The sequence below is a fragment of the Kitasatospora sp. NPDC057198 genome (assembly GCF_042670125.1).
Taxonomy (GTDB): Bacteria; Actinomycetota; Actinomycetes; order Streptomycetales; family Streptomycetaceae; genus Kitasatospora.
The window spans coordinates 1-12,890 of record NZ_JBHUWH010000047.1 but is presented as its reverse complement, the minus strand read 5'-3'; the positions used below and the strand labels follow the sequence as shown (position 1 = coordinate 12,890).

Genomic DNA, 12,890 nt, shown 5'->3' with positions numbered 1-12,890 from the left:
ATACCAGTGGCCGGTCGACCCCTACGCTGTCCCTCGTTTTCCACCCAGTTGACGGATCATCAGGAGGTTCGGACGCGATGGTTCCGCTCACCCTGGCGGAGCACGGCGCGCTGGCCCGGGCCCGACTGCCCGCCGCGGTCTGGGACTTCTTCGAGGGCGCGGCCGGCGCCGAGTGGACCGCCCGCGCCAACCCGGACGCCTGGCGCCGCTACCTGCTGCGCCCGCGCGTCCTGGTCGACGTCTCGGCCCCCGACTGCGCCACCGAGCTGTTCGGCGCCCGGCTGGCCGCCCCGTACGGCGTCGCCCCGATGGCCTACCACGGCCTGGCCCACCCCGACGCGGAGTGCGCCACCGCCCGGGGCGCCGCCGGGGCCGGCGCGCTGCTGGTCACCAGCATCTTCGCCGGGCGCACCCTGGAGCAGGTCGCCGGGGCCGCGCCGGACGGGACGCACTGGCTCCAGCTGTACTGGCTGCGCGAGCGCGAGGCGCTGGCCGCCCTGGTCGCGCGGGCCGAGGCGGCCGGGTACCGGGCGCTGGTGCTCACCGTCGACGCGCCCAAGGTCGGCCGCCGGCTGCGCGACCTGCGCAACGCCTTCGCGCTGCCGCCCGGCATGACCGCCGCCAACCTGGCGCCCCGGCTCACCAGCGGCGCCTCGCACGCCGAACCGGGCCGCTCCGGCATCGAGGAGCACTCCCGGCAGCAGTTCGACCCGGCCGTCACCTGGGCCGACCTGGCCTGGCTGCGCCGCCGCACCGCGCTGCCGCTGCTGCTCAAGGGCGTGCTCACCGCCGAGGACGCGGAACTCGCCGTCGAGCACGGCGTGGACGGCCTGGTGGTCTCCAACCACGGCGGCCGCCAGCTCGACGGCACCCCGCCCGCGCCGGACGCGCTGGCCGAGGTGGTGGACGCCGTCCCCGCCGACCTGCCCGTGCTGGTCGACGGCGGCCTGCGGCACGGCGCCGACCTGGCCAGGGCGCTCGCGCTCGGCGCCCGCGCCGCGCTGATCGGCCGGCCCGTGCTGTGGGGCCTGGCGCACGGTGGCGCGGACGGCGTCCGGGCGGTGTTCGACCTGCTGCGCGAGGAGTTGCTGGACACCATGGTGCTGTCCGGCCGCCCCACCCTCGCGGACCTCGACCGCGGCGCCCTCGCGCCCCGGCCGCCGGCGGCGCGGACCCACCCCTGAGTGCGCGTCCCTCTCCTTATATATAGGGGCTCATGACGGAGCACCGACAAAGAGAACGGAAGGACCTGCGTGACGACCACCGAACCCCCCGCCGGACCCCCCGCCGGACCCGCCCCCGAACTGTTCGCGGACTGGGACTGGGAGGACCCCGAGGGCCTCACCGCCCGCACCGACGCCTTCACCGAGGACCTCGCCCGGTGCACCACGATCGAACGGGTCCGCCCCGAAGTGCCGCGCACCCACCGGGAGTTCCAGGAACTCGGGGTCACCGGCATCGAGTTCGCCGCGTTCCGCACCCGCCACCCGCAGGGCCTCGGCACCGACCTGGTCGGCCTGCACAACGGCACCGACGCCACTCGCCCCGGCCCGGTCTACCGGATCGACGGCGGCAGCCTGTACACCAGCCTCGACATCACCGAGCCGCTCCCGTTCGCCGACCACAGCGTCGACTGGGTGTACGCCGAGCACCTGATCGAGCACGTCCCGCTCGGCACCGCCGTGTTCTGGCTCGCCGAGGTGCGCCGGGTGCTGCGCCCCGGCGGCCTGCTCCGCCTCACCACCCCCGACCTGGCCGCGTACGTCGCCGGCTACCTCGACGACCGCGAGCAGTTCTTCCGCCGCCACCGCCGCCGCCTGCGCACCATGCGGGTCGGCCCGCCGATGCCCGAACGCCGGGCCTTCATGCTGAACCAGATCTTCTACCACTTCGGCCACCGCTGGATCTACGACGAGGCCGAGCTGCGCCACGTCCTGGACCGCGCCGGGTACGACGGGTTCGCCGTCACCCGGCAGGAGTTCCAGCGCGGCGCCCGGCCCGACGTCGCGGACCTGGACACCGCCTTCCGCAAGGACGAGTCGATCTACCTGGAGGCCGTCGCCCCCGGCGGCCCGGCCGCCCCCGGAGGCCCTGCCGCCGCCGCAGGCCCCGCCCCCGCCGGAGGGGCGCACTGATGCCGCTGCACCCCCAGGCTGAGGCGGTGCGCGCCCGCCGCGCCGCCGCCGGCACCCCGCCGCTGTACACCCGCACCCTCGCCGAGGCCCGAGCCGCCGACCTCGCCGACATCCGCGCGGCCACCGGGAACCCGGAACCCGTCGGCGCGGTCGAGGAGTTCACCGTCGACGGCCCCGGCGGCCCGCTCACCCTGCGCCACTACCGGCCCGAACCCCGCGCCGGGACCGACCCGCCCGGCCCCGCCCTGCTCTACCTGTACGGCGGCGGCTGGGTGCTCGGCTCGCTGGAGACCGGCGACGCGATCTGCCGCGCGCTGGCCAACGCCACCCGCGCCGACGTGCTTGCCGTCGGCTACCGGCACGCCCCCGAGCACCGCTTCCCCGCCGCCGTCCACGACTGCTGGGCCGCCCTGGACTGGATCGCCCGCCACGCACCGCAGCTGGGCCTCGACCCAGGCCGGATCGCGGTCGGCGGCGACAGCGCGGGCGGGAACCTGGCGGCCGCGCTCACCCTGCTGGCCCGCGAGCGCGGCGGCCCCGCGATCCGGCACCAGCTGCTGGTCTACCCCAACACCGACCACCGCCTCCCGCCCCCCGGCGCGGACGAGGACCCGGCGCTGTTCAACCGGCACTCGGTGGCCTGGTACTGGTCGCACTACCTGGCCGATCCGGCCGACGGCGCGAACCCGCTGGCCTCCCCGCTGCGCGCCCCCTCGCTGGCCGGCCTGCCGCCCGCCACCGTGATCACCGCCGAGTACGACCCGCTGCGCGAGCAGGGCGAGCAGTACGCCGAAGCCCTGCGCGCCGCCGGGGTACCCGTCGAACTGCGCCGCTGGGACGGCATGCCGCACGGCTTCTTCGCGATGCCCGGCGTCCTCGACGACGGCCGCGCCGCCCAACTCTTCGCCGCCGACCGACTGCGCGAGGCCCTCCGATGACGACCACCGCCACCACCATCCCGCTGGGCGACCTGCACGCCGGCCTCGCCGACCCGCTGCTGGACGCGATGACCTTCCTCAACGAGGTCACCGAGCGCTACCCGGACGCGCTCTCCTTCGCCCCCGGCCGCCCGTACGAGGGCTCCTTCGAACCCGAGGACGTCCACGCCGACCTGGACACCTACCTGCGCCACCTGCGCGAGGAGCGCGGCCTGAGCGCCGGCGCCGTGCGCACCGCGCTGTTCCAGTACGGGCCGACCAAGGGCATCATCGCCGACCTGGTCGCCCGCACCCTCGCCAACGACGAGGGCCTGGACGTCGCCCCCGAGGCGCTGGTGCTCACCGTCGGCGCCCAGGAGGGCATGCTGCTGGTGCTGCGCGCGCTGTGCGCCACGCCAGAGGACGTGCTGCTGGTCAGCTCGCCCTGCTACGTGGGCGTCACCGGCGCCGCCCGGCTGCTCGACCTGGCGACCGTCCCCGTCCCGGAGGGGCCCGCCGGCGGCCCGGACCCGGAGGCGGTGAGCGCGGAGGCCCGCGCCGTCCGGGCCGCCGGCCGCCGCCCGCGCGCGCTCAACGTCGTCCCCGACTTCGCCAACCCGTCCGGCACCAGCATGCCGCCGGCGGCCCGGACCGGGCTGCTGGCGGTGGCGGCCGAGGAGGGGCTGCTGGTGATCGAGGACAACCCGTACGGCTTCTTCAGCCGCCAGGAGGGCGAACGCCCCACCCTGAAGGCGCTGGACGGGAAGCGCGGGCAGGTGGTCCACCTCGGCTCGTTCGCCAAGACCTGCTTCCCCGGCGCCCGGCTCGGCTACGTCGTCGCCGACCAGCGGGTGGCCGCCCCCGACGGCCGCACCACCCTGCTCGCCGACGAGCTCGCCAAGCTCAAGAGCATGACGACGGTCAACACCCCGGCGCTCAGCCAGGCCGTGATCGGCGGCATGCTGCTGCGCCACGGCTGCCGGCTGCGCACCGCCAACGCCCCGGCGCGCGCCCACTACGCGGCCAACCTGGCCGTCCTGCTGCGGGAGTTGGAGCGGCACTTCCCGGCCGCCGAACGGGAGCGGCTCGGGGTGTCCTGGAACGAGCCGGAGGGCGGCTTCTTCGCCGTGCTCCGGGTGCCGTTCACCGCCGACGGGGCGGCGATGGAGCGCTGCGCCCGCGAGCACGGGGTGCTCTGGACGCCGATGGCCCCGTTCTACCCGGCGGGCGGCGGCGAGCACCGGCTGCGGCTGTCGATCAGCGCGCTGGACGGGCGGCAGATCGAGGAGGGCGTGGCCCGGCTGGCCGCCTTCGTCCGGGCCGCCGCGCGCTGAGCACGACGCGGGGGGAGGGGCCGCGGCCCCTCCCCCCACGTGCGCAGGACTACCGGACTACCGGATCCGGGTCGAGAACAGCCGGGCCGAGTAGGCGATCGCCGCGGTCGTCAGCACCGCGACGATCAGCAGCCCCTGCCAGACCACGCTGTCCCCGGGGTGCCCGGAGAACAGCGCCCGCATGCCCTCCACCGCCCAGTAGAAGGGGTTCCACTTCGCCACCGTCTGCAGCCACACCGGCGCCAGCGCCAGCGGCAGCAGCACGCCGGAGAGCAGGCCGATCGGCTGGGCGATGGTGTTCACCACCGGCGCCATCGCGGCGTCGTTGGGCAGCGCCAGGGCGATCCCGTACGAGACGGCCGAGGTCATCAGGGCCAGCAGGCCGAGCAGCACGTACGCCAGCAGCAGGCTCGGCAGGTCGACCCGCAGGCCGAACGGCAGCGCGACCAGCGTGATGATGACCGCCTGGACGAGCAGGCCGAGCGTCTCGCGCAGCGCCCGGCCCAGCAGCAGGGCGAGCCGGCTGACCGGGGTCACCCGGGAGCGCTCGATGATGCCGGCCTTCAGCTCGCCGAGCAGGCTGAACCCGGTGTAGAGGCCGCCGAAGATGCAGAGCACCGCCAGCAGGCCGGGGACGTAGATCTGGTACGCCTCGGCGTAGCTGGTGGCGCCCATGGGCGCGAGCACCTTCTTCAGCAGCGGGGCGAACAGCAGCAGGTAGAAGACCGGCTGGGTGATGCCGATGACGATCCAGATCGGGGTGCGCCACATCAGCAGTACTTGCCGCTGGAAGACCAGCCAGGTGTCACGGGCGAGCTTCACGGAAGGGACTCCAGGGCTTTCTCGTCAGGACTGTTCGATGGAGCGGCCGGTGCGGGCCAGGAACACGTCGTCCAGGCTCGGCCGCTGGAGCTGCACCGTCCCGGGGACGATGCCGGCCCCGTTCAGGGCGTTCAGCAGTTGCGGGACCGCCGCCGCGCCGTCGTCCAGGTAGAGCCGCAGGCCGTCCTCGCCCGGCTCCAGCCGGTGCAGGTACGGCTGGCCGCGCAGGGCGTCGGCGGCGGGCTCGCCCTGCTCGGCGGCGAGGCCGAGCAGCACGACGTCGCCGGAGATCTCGCGCTTGAGCGCCTCGGGCGTGCCCTCGACGACGATCTCCCCGTGGTCGACGATGGCGACCCGGTCGCAGAGCGCGTCGGCCTCGTCCAGGTAGTGGGTGGTGACCACCACCGTCATGCCCCCGGCGCGCAGCCGCTCGATCTCGGCCCACACCTGGCCGCGGCTGGCCGGGTCGAGGCCCACCGTCGGCTCGTCCAGGAACAGCACCGCGGGGGAGTGGATCACCCCGAGGGCGATGTCCACCCGGCGGCGCTGGCCGCCGGAGTAGGTGCTGCAGTGGCGGTCGGCGAACTCGGTCAGGCCGAACGCCTCGAGGGCGTCCGCGGCCCGTCGCAGGGCCTCGGCCTTGCGGGCGCCGTACATCCGGGCCTGCATGACCAGTTCCTCCCGCCCGGTGACCGCGTCGGCGGTGCCGCCGCCCTGGGCGACGTAGCCGATCCGGTGGCGGACCGCGGCCGGGTCGGCCAGCAGGTCGGCGCCGGCGATCAGGGCCTCGCCGCCGTCCGGGCGGATGAGCGTGGCGAGCATCCGCAGCGTGGTGGTCTTCCCGGCGCCGTTGGGGCCGAGGAAGCCGAAGATCTCACCTGCCCGGACGTCCAGATCGATGCCGCGGACGGCGTCGACGACGGTGCGGCCGTGCTTGCCGGACGGATAGGACTTGCGAAGTCCCGTGGTCTTGATCAACCAGAACTCCCGGGCTGGGAAGGGGTACGAGGGCCTGCGCCCGCCGACCACCGCTCATGGGACGGCGGTCGGCGGACGCGAGGCGGTATCAGGGGGAGGCCAGTGCCTCCATCCGGTCGGCGGCGGCCGAAGCCCCGCCGCCGGACAGCAGTTGACGACCGATCAGCTCGGCGGCCGCCCGGTGGGAGGGCTCGTCGAGCACCCGCCGCAGCCGCTCGGCGATCACCGGCGGACCGACCCGGGCGAACGGGACGCGGAGGCCGGCCCCGGCCTCCACGACCCGCCGCGCCACGAACGGCTGGTCGTTGCGGATCGGCGCCGCCAGCACGGGGACACCGTGCGCCAGCGACTCGACCACGGTGTTCATCCCACCATGGCAGAGCACCGCGTCCAACCGGCCGCCGGACAGCAGCTCCAGCACGGGTGCCCGATCGACCACCGTGACGGAGTCCGGAAGGGCAGCCGGCAGTGCCCCCCGGGGCGAGGCGACCACCGCCCGGACGCCCTCCCCGCCGAGCAGCGCCAGCGCCTCGGCGGTGCGGTGCAGGAAGTCCGCGCCCACGGTGTCCGACATCGTCCCCATGGTGACCAGCACGGTGCGCCGCCCGCCCGCCAACCGCTCCCACGGGAACGCCGGATCCGCCGGACGGGCCGTCAGCACCGGCCCCACCGCGGCGAGCTGCGGCATCGGCGGCAGGTCGCCGAGCAGCGCCCGCCCGGAGGTGGCCAGCACCAGGTGCGGCGAGAAGCGCGGGTCGGTGAACTCCCCGGCCGGCAGCCCGGCCCGCTCCCACAGCCCCGCCAGCAGGCCCGCCGTCCACGCCTCCACCCGCGGCAGGTGCCGGTACGGGCGGCCCAGCTCCATCGCCCCCGGCGCCAGCGTCGCCCACGGCAGCCCGTGCCGGTGCGCGACCAGCGCGCCCGCCGGGGTGTGCTGGTCCACCAGCAGCGCGTCCGGCCGGAACTCCCGCACCACCGCGTCCAGCGGCTTCAGGGTGAACCTGGCGTACGGGACGACGAAGCCCTCCCACAGCGAGCGCAGCGAGGCCAGTCCGTGGCCGCCCATCGCCCGGAACATCCGGTTGCCGGTGCCGAAGACCCGGGCGCCGGGCCCGAGCAGCGGCCGCAGCATCGTCTCGGTGCCGGTCCAGGCCACCTCGTGGCCGCGCGCGGCCAGCTCGGCCGCGATCCCGGCGGCCGGGTTGACGTGCCCGGCCAGCGGGGGCACCACCAGCAGGAAGCGGCTCACCGGCGCACCAGCCCCGCCAGGTCGCCGACGGTCAGCGCGGCCAGTCCGGCCACGTCCAGACCGGCCCGCAGCGCGCCCAGGTCGGCGCCGAAGCGCTCCCGCAGCAGCGCGTCCAGCACGGCGAACTCGCTCTCGTCCAGGGCGAGATCGCCGTCGAGCCGGTCCTCGGGGGCGAGCGACTGTGCCCATTCGGGCAGAGCGTCGGCGGCCTCGGCCAGCGCGGCCAGCAGCCCCGGGTCGAGGACGGCGGGCGGCCCGGAGGCCAGGTCGGAAGCGGTTCCTCGGTGTACGGAGGAATGTGCGGAATCAGTCATCGGAAGGCTCCACCGGCTCGACGGCAACGGGGGTGAGGGAGGGGGCTCCAGGGCGGTGATCGCTTGTGCGACCCGCGGAGCGTGGGAATACTAACCGGGGTGACCGCACTGGAGGCAGTGGCCGTCCACCTCCCCCCGCGACTCGAACCGATCGAGGACGCGGGCGCCAGGATCGGCCTTACCCCACGTCAACTCCGACTCTTCCGCCGCTTCCACGGCCTGGACCAGGTGCGCCTGGACCCGGACGGGACGCTGCTCGACCTGCTGGACGCCGCCGTCCGGGCGCTGCCCGAACTGCGCGGCAACGAACACCGCGTCCGCTACCTGCTGCACGCCCGCAGCACCCCGGTTGCCGCGCCCTACCCGCTCAACCCCCTGCACCAGCTCAAGGAGCGCTTCGGCCTCACCAACGCCGACGCGTTCACCGTCACCCAACAGGCGTGCGCCGCCTCGCTGCTGGCCGTCGACCTGGCCGGCCGGCTGCTCGCGGACGACGGCGACCCGACGGCGCTGGCCCTGGTGGTGGCGGGGGAGAAGACCTTCACCCGGGACGCCCAGGTCCTCCCCGGCACCACGATCTTCGCCGAGGCGTCCACGGCCTGCCTGGTCAGCCCCGGCGGCGACCGCGACCGGGTGCTCTCCTACGCCGTCCGCCAGCGCCCCGAGTTCGACGGCCGGCCGGTCGACGACCCGGAACTGATGGCCCGCTACCAGCGGGAGTACCAGCCCACCATGATCGGGACCATCGAGGACGCGCTCGACCGGGCCGGCCTGGAACTCGACGACCTCGCGCTGCTGCTCCCGCACAACGTCAACCAGGCGTCCTGGCGGATGATCTGCCGCCAACTCGGCTTCCCCGTCGAACGGGTGGTCCTGGAGAACGTGCCCGCGGTCGGACACAGCTTCGCCGCGGACGCCTTCGTCAACCTCCGCACCGCCACCACCGGCGGCGCGCTCCGGCCCGGCGACCACTACCTGATCGCCGCCGCCGGCATCGGCGCCACCTTCGCGGCCATGGTCCTCCAGCACTGACGCCTTCCCTTCGAAACCACCACCGGACGGTCCACCCATGCCTGAATCCGCCCCGCCCGCAAGCCAGTCCACCACCCCCGCGCCGGCCGGCCCCGAGGTGCGCGAGCGCATCCGGCGCGGCATCGAGGACGTCCTGCCGCGCGTCCTGGGCGTCGACCTCGCCGACGTCCCCGCGAACGCCTGCTTCTTCGACGACTACGGCCTCACCTCCTCCGGCATCGTCGAACTGGTCCTGGACATCGAGGAGACGCTCGCCATCCAGGTCGACGTCGAACACCTCTCCATCGACGACCTCCGCACCGTCGACAGCCTCACCGACTACGTCGCCGGACACCACGCCGACGAGGACTGACCGATGCCCGCCCAGACCCGCGGCCTGCGCGTGACCAGGGCGGTCGCCGCCGGATCCGACGGCCACTCCGCGGCCGCGCTCCACCCCGACCTGCGCACCTTCACCGCCGACCTGGTCCGCCCGTACGGCCTGCCGCTGCGCGAGGACCTGCTGGCCGAAGGCGCCGGGCACGACTACGCGGAGATGGCCGCCGGCCTGTTCGAACGGGCCCTGCCCGACGGCGAACCCGCCGACCTGCTGATCCTCGCCTTCTCCACCCCGGACGTCCGGCCCGCCGCGCCCAGCTCGCTGCGGCTCAGCCGCCACTGCCCCGGACAGCCGACCGCCTTCGCCGTCTGCGACCAGGGCAGCGCCACCGCCTTCACCGCGCTGCGCCTCGCCGCCGCCCACCACCGCACCGGCGGCTGCCGGCGGGCCGTGGTCGTGCTCGCCGAACAGAGCGCCCTGCACCACGCGCTCCCCGACACCCCCGAGCCCGTCGAACTGCCCGCCGCGCACCGCGCCGTCGTGCTGGTCTGCGAGGAGGCCCCGGGCGAGGGAATGCGGATCCGGCAGCAGGACCGGCCGGACGGCGCCGCAGCACGGCGCGCCGCCCTCGACGAGCACCGCCGGCTCGGCCCGGACGCCGGACTGCTGCTCTCCGCCGGGCTGGCCGCCCACGATGACCCCGACGGCGCCGAAGCGGCCCGCCCCGGACAGCCGTTCACCGGCGTCTGGAGCCTGCTCGCCGACCGCCTCCCCGGGCACCGCGGCCCGCTGCTGGTCGCCGACCACGACCGCCACCTGGGCCGGCTCAGCACCCTGACCCTGCCGTGAACGGCCCCGCTGCCACTGACGTCGCCGACGTCATCGACGTCTGGAGCATCCCCACCGACCAGCCCCCGGACGTCGTGCGCCGCCTGTACGGCCTGCTCGACGCCGAGGAGCGGCAGCGCGCCGACCGCGCCCGCGACCCGGCCGGGGGCGGCCGGTTCGCGGTGGCCCGGGGCGCCGTCCGGCTGCTGGTCGCCGCACGGCTCGGCGCCGCGCCCGCCGACCTGGTGTGGCACTACGGCCCGCACGGCAAGCCCGAACCCGTCCTTCCCCCTGCCGCCGAACCGCTGCAGGTCAACTGGTCCGGTTCGGGGGCGCTCGCGCTGCTGGCCCTCGCCGTCGGGCGCCGGGTCGGCGCGGACGTCGAGCGGCTCGCCCGGCCCGGCGTCGGCGCGCGGATCGCCCGCCGGTACTTCCCGCCCGCCGACGCGGCCCTCGTCCTGGACGCGCCGACCCCCGCCGACGGCGCCGACCGGTTCACCCGCCTGTGGTGCCGCCGCGAGGCGTGCGTCAAGGTGCACGGCGGACGGCTCGCCCAGGGCCTCGGCCTCCCGCTGGCCGGCCCCTCCCCGCTGCGGCTGGCCGACGCGGCCCCGCTCGGCCCCGGCCCGCTCCGGCTGTCCGACGTCCCGGTGGCGGGCCCGTTCCGCGCGGCGGTCGCCGCCGACGCGGACCGCCCCTTCACCGTCCGCCACCGCACCTGGCAGCCCTGAACTCCCGTGCGCGGCAAGCACGTCGGGCCCGACCGGTACCCACCCGGCCGGGCCCGGAGCGCCGGGGCGGTCAGCCCACCGGCCGCGACATGTAGACCGCCCGCCGCCCGTAGGACGCGGGCACGGCCACCTCCCGGTGCGCGCGGTAGCCGTAGAAGCGCAGCAGGATGTCGGAGCCGCGCACCGCGACCATCGAGACCTGCGCGAAGCCCCCCTCCGCCGCCCGCGCCTGCACGTGCTCCATCAGCCGCGCGGCCAGCTCCCGGCCGCGCAGCTCCTCGGCCAGCACCAGGTCGTGCACGTGCAGGTTGTCCGACTCGAACGCCCCGGCCTCCGCCACCGCGAGGTCCGGGCAGCGCAGCGGCGGGTACGGCAGGCTCAGCAGGTAGCCGCGGACGGCGCCGGTGTCGCGCTCCTCCAGCACGAAGCACGTCCCCGGCGAGCAGGCGACCCGGGACTCCAGCGCCGCCCGCCCCTCGGAGAGGCCGTCGGCCGCGTACGCGTCGTGCTCCAGCGCGACCACGGCGTCCCAGTCCCCGTCGGCCAGCTGCCGGATCAGGAACTCCCCGCTCACCCGGCGAGCCCCCGCTCGCGGGCGGCGGCCACCATCGGCGCCCAGTTCTCGATCAGCACCGCCCAGCGCACGGCGTCCTCCCGGGCCTCGTCCAGCAGCTGCTGCCGCTGCCCGGCCACCACGTCCGCCAGCTCGGCGTACTTGCCGCCCAGCTTGCGGTAGAGGCGGTCCACCTCGTCCAGGCAGGTCTCGTTGGTGTCCCGCTCCAGGTCGAAGGTGCTGCGCACCAGGCCGAGGACCGGCTCCACCCGCAGCTCGTGCCGCTCGTCCAGCAGCCCGGTGCCCAGGTCGATCATCTGACCGTAGACCGGGTACAGGTACAGCATCGAGAGCAGCATCTTCACGAAGCGCAGCTGGTACGAGACGAAGCCGGCGCCGATCCGGCGCTCGGGCGTGTAGTAGTTGACGATGTGCCGCCTGTGGATCACGGCGGGCAGCTTGGCGTGCACCAGGGCGTGCAGCAGCGCGTAGTCGGCGCCGATCGTGCGCAGCGAGGGCACCAGCGGCAGCACCTCGTAACCCCGGTGGTCGATGGCGACGTTGCACATGTAGACGTCCCAGATGTCCGGCACGCCGAGCACCGAGTCGTCCGGGTCGAAGCTCTCCTCCGGGGCGCCCTTGAAGGAGACGTCGACCATCGCGTCCTGCTGCTCGCGGGTCCACACCCGCGGCGTCCACAGCCGCACCAGGTCCCGGTAGACCTCCGGGTCCAGCTCGTCGATCTCGCCGATGTCCACGTTGAGTTCGCCCATGAAGGCGGCGCTGACCAGCATCACCGGCTTGTCCGCGTCCGCCGGGTCGAGCTCGGAGCGGGCCACCCCGGCCACCGCCTCGCCGGCCGGCCTGCCCAGCGACAGCAGCTCGTGGTGGATCGGGAACATCTTCGCGCCGTCGACCACCCGGTAGTCGAAGTCGTCGTTGCGCAGGTGCGCCGAGGTGCAGCCGAGGGCGGCCGCGCCCAGGAAGACCCGGTTGACGCAGGAGCCGTACGCGACGTCCTGCGGCAGCATCAGGTCGAGCAGCAGCTCCGGGTCGGCGCCGCCGGAGCGCCGCGCCACGTCGAGGAAGAACGTGCGCTGCGCCTCGTTGCCCAGGTGGTGGACGAACACGCCGGGGGCCGGGGCCAGCGAGGCCACGGCGTCCGCGTTCTTCGCGAACTCGGCGCCCGCGGTGGTGTCCAGGACGAGGAGGTGGACCTCGGCCCCGAAGGTCTCGACGGCGTAGGCCGCCTCCTCGGCGAGGTCCACGATGGTGCCGGGGCAGGCCCGCATGGTGGGCAGGGCGAGGCAGACTCGTTGCATGGTGGGAAGGTTCTCCGTCCGATCGTCGGGTTCGCCGCGGCGCTCGGCGGTCGCGTGAGCGCGAGGAGGGCCGCCCCGGTCCCCTCACGGTGGACCAGCCCGGAAGGGGCGGTCAACGCGCGGGCCCCGCCCCGTCCCCGCCGTCCGCCGACACTGCCCGATGGGGCAGCGCCCGCTGCCCGGCGGGGCCCGGCGCGCGGCGGGCCGGAGACGCTCCGGCACCCCGCGGGTGAACGGGGAACGGGCGGCCGGAATCCGGGCCGGGAATCGCCAGGGCCCCGGCGGAACGACTTCCCGCCCCCGAACTCCGCCGGGCCGGAACCCGGCCCGGCGAATCAACCCCCGAACGCCTATTC

General features: G+C 75.3%; 14 protein-coding genes. 8 read left to right on the top strand and 6 right to left on the bottom strand.

Features of this window, described 5'->3' with window-relative positions; translation table 11 throughout:
• Positions 1–77: 77 nt before the first annotated feature.
• From ACFUEL_RS08455 to ACFUEL_RS08440, 4 genes are all read left to right on the top strand, one after another.
• The gene (locus tag ACFUEL_RS08455; protein ID WP_380235277.1) at positions 78–1,184 is read left to right on the top strand and encodes an alpha-hydroxy acid oxidase; all 1,107 of its coding nucleotides are present in this window, start codon (positions 78–80) and stop codon (positions 1,182–1,184) included.
• Between the two features lie 69 nt (positions 1,185–1,253).
• Positions 1,254–2,135, top strand: a complete 882-nt coding sequence (locus tag ACFUEL_RS08450; RefSeq protein WP_380235276.1) for a class I SAM-dependent methyltransferase — start codon at positions 1,254–1,256, stop codon at positions 2,133–2,135.
• The gene (locus ACFUEL_RS08445; RefSeq protein ID WP_380235275.1) at positions 2,135–3,073 is read left to right on the top strand and encodes an alpha/beta hydrolase; all 939 of its coding nucleotides are present in this window, start codon (positions 2,135–2,137) and stop codon (positions 3,071–3,073) included. Before ACFUEL_RS08450 ends, ACFUEL_RS08445 begins: the two co-directional genes overlap by 1 nt.
• Positions 3,070–4,386, top strand: a complete 1,317-nt coding sequence (locus ACFUEL_RS08440; RefSeq protein WP_380235274.1) for a PLP-dependent aminotransferase family protein — start codon at positions 3,070–3,072, stop codon at positions 4,384–4,386. Before ACFUEL_RS08445 ends, ACFUEL_RS08440 begins: the two co-directional genes overlap by 4 nt.
• 57 nt (positions 4,387–4,443) lie before the next feature.
• Here ACFUEL_RS08440 and ACFUEL_RS08435 read toward each other — a convergent pair whose 3' ends face one another.
• The 4 genes from ACFUEL_RS08435 to ACFUEL_RS08420 form a co-directional block, all read right to left on the bottom strand.
• Positions 4,444–5,208, bottom strand: a complete 765-nt coding sequence (locus ACFUEL_RS08435; RefSeq protein WP_380235273.1) for an ABC transporter permease — start codon at positions 5,206–5,208, stop codon at positions 4,444–4,446.
• Between the two features lie 24 nt (positions 5,209–5,232).
• A complete protein-coding gene (locus tag ACFUEL_RS08430; RefSeq protein ID WP_380235272.1) occupies positions 5,233–6,186 on the bottom strand; it encodes an ATP-binding cassette domain-containing protein in 954 nt (317 codons plus the stop codon).
• A gap of 88 nt (positions 6,187–6,274) precedes the next feature.
• Complete coding sequence (locus ACFUEL_RS08425) at positions 6,275–7,435, bottom strand: glycosyltransferase (protein ID WP_380235271.1); 1,161 nt, start codon at positions 7,433–7,435, stop codon at positions 6,275–6,277.
• Positions 7,432–7,749, bottom strand: coding sequence for a hypothetical protein (locus ACFUEL_RS08420; protein WP_380235270.1), 318 nt, complete (start codon positions 7,747–7,749; stop codon positions 7,432–7,434). Before ACFUEL_RS08420 ends, ACFUEL_RS08425 begins: the two co-directional genes overlap by 4 nt.
• 99 nt (positions 7,750–7,848) lie before the next feature.
• Here ACFUEL_RS08420 and ACFUEL_RS08415 point away from each other — a divergent pair, with 99 nt between their 5' ends.
• The 4 genes from ACFUEL_RS08415 to ACFUEL_RS08400 are packed head-to-tail and all read left to right on the top strand — an operon-like array spanning position 7,849 to position 10,659.
• Complete coding sequence (locus ACFUEL_RS08415; protein ID WP_380235269.1) at positions 7,849–8,781, top strand: 3-oxoacyl-[acyl-carrier-protein] synthase III C-terminal domain-containing protein; 933 nt, start codon at positions 7,849–7,851, stop codon at positions 8,779–8,781.
• A 37-nt stretch (positions 8,782–8,818) separates the two neighbouring features.
• The gene (locus tag ACFUEL_RS08410) at positions 8,819–9,133 is read left to right on the top strand and encodes an acyl carrier protein (RefSeq protein WP_380235268.1); all 315 of its coding nucleotides are present in this window, start codon (positions 8,819–8,821) and stop codon (positions 9,131–9,133) included.
• A gap of 3 nt (positions 9,134–9,136) precedes the next feature.
• Positions 9,137–9,949: a hypothetical protein gene (locus ACFUEL_RS08405; RefSeq protein WP_380235267.1), complete on the top strand. Its 813-nt coding sequence runs from the start codon at positions 9,137–9,139 to the stop codon at positions 9,947–9,949.
• Complete coding sequence (locus tag ACFUEL_RS08400; protein WP_380235266.1) at positions 9,946–10,659, top strand: 4'-phosphopantetheinyl transferase family protein; 714 nt, start codon at positions 9,946–9,948, stop codon at positions 10,657–10,659. The genes ACFUEL_RS08405 and ACFUEL_RS08400 overlap by 4 nt, the downstream gene beginning before the upstream one ends.
• A gap of 70 nt (positions 10,660–10,729) precedes the next feature.
• On the opposite strand, the gene ACFUEL_RS08395 is transcribed toward ACFUEL_RS08400, so the two are convergent.
• Both ACFUEL_RS08395 and ACFUEL_RS08390 read right to left on the bottom strand, forming a co-directional pair.
• Positions 10,730–11,233: a GNAT family N-acetyltransferase gene (locus tag ACFUEL_RS08395; RefSeq protein ID WP_380235265.1), complete on the bottom strand. Its 504-nt coding sequence runs from the start codon at positions 11,231–11,233 to the stop codon at positions 10,730–10,732.
• Positions 11,230–12,534 carry a DUF6271 family protein gene (locus tag ACFUEL_RS08390; RefSeq protein WP_380235264.1) on the bottom strand — a complete coding sequence of 435 codons (1,305 nt, stop codon included), beginning with the start codon at positions 12,532–12,534 and terminating at the stop codon, positions 11,230–11,232. The genes ACFUEL_RS08395 and ACFUEL_RS08390 overlap by 4 nt, the downstream gene beginning before the upstream one ends.
• Positions 12,535–12,890: the final 356 nt, after the last annotated feature.

What these genes read in the sequence shown, in the direction of transcription:
- ACFUEL_RS08455 (WP_380235277.1), top strand. Translation starts at nt 78, where the DNA reads ATGGTTCCGCTCACCCTGGCGGAGCACGGCGCGCTGGCCCGGGCCCGA.
- ACFUEL_RS08445 (WP_380235275.1), top strand. Translation starts at nt 2,135, where the DNA reads ATGCCGCTGCACCCCCAGGCTGAGGCGGTGCGCGCCCGCCGCGCCGCC.
- ACFUEL_RS08440 (WP_380235274.1), top strand. Translation starts at nt 3,070, where the DNA reads ATGACGACCACCGCCACCACCATCCCGCTGGGCGACCTGCACGCCGGC.
- ACFUEL_RS08420 (WP_380235270.1), bottom strand. Translation starts at nt 7,749, where the DNA reads ATGACTGATTCCGCACATTCCTCCGTACACCGAGGAACCGCTTCCGAC.
- ACFUEL_RS08410 (WP_380235268.1), top strand. Translation starts at nt 8,819, where the DNA reads ATGCCTGAATCCGCCCCGCCCGCAAGCCAGTCCACCACCCCCGCGCCG.
- ACFUEL_RS08405 (WP_380235267.1), top strand. Translation starts at nt 9,137, where the DNA reads ATGCCCGCCCAGACCCGCGGCCTGCGCGTGACCAGGGCGGTCGCCGCC.
- ACFUEL_RS08390 (WP_380235264.1), bottom strand. Translation starts at nt 12,534, where the DNA reads ATGCAACGAGTCTGCCTCGCCCTGCCCACCATGCGGGCCTGCCCCGGC.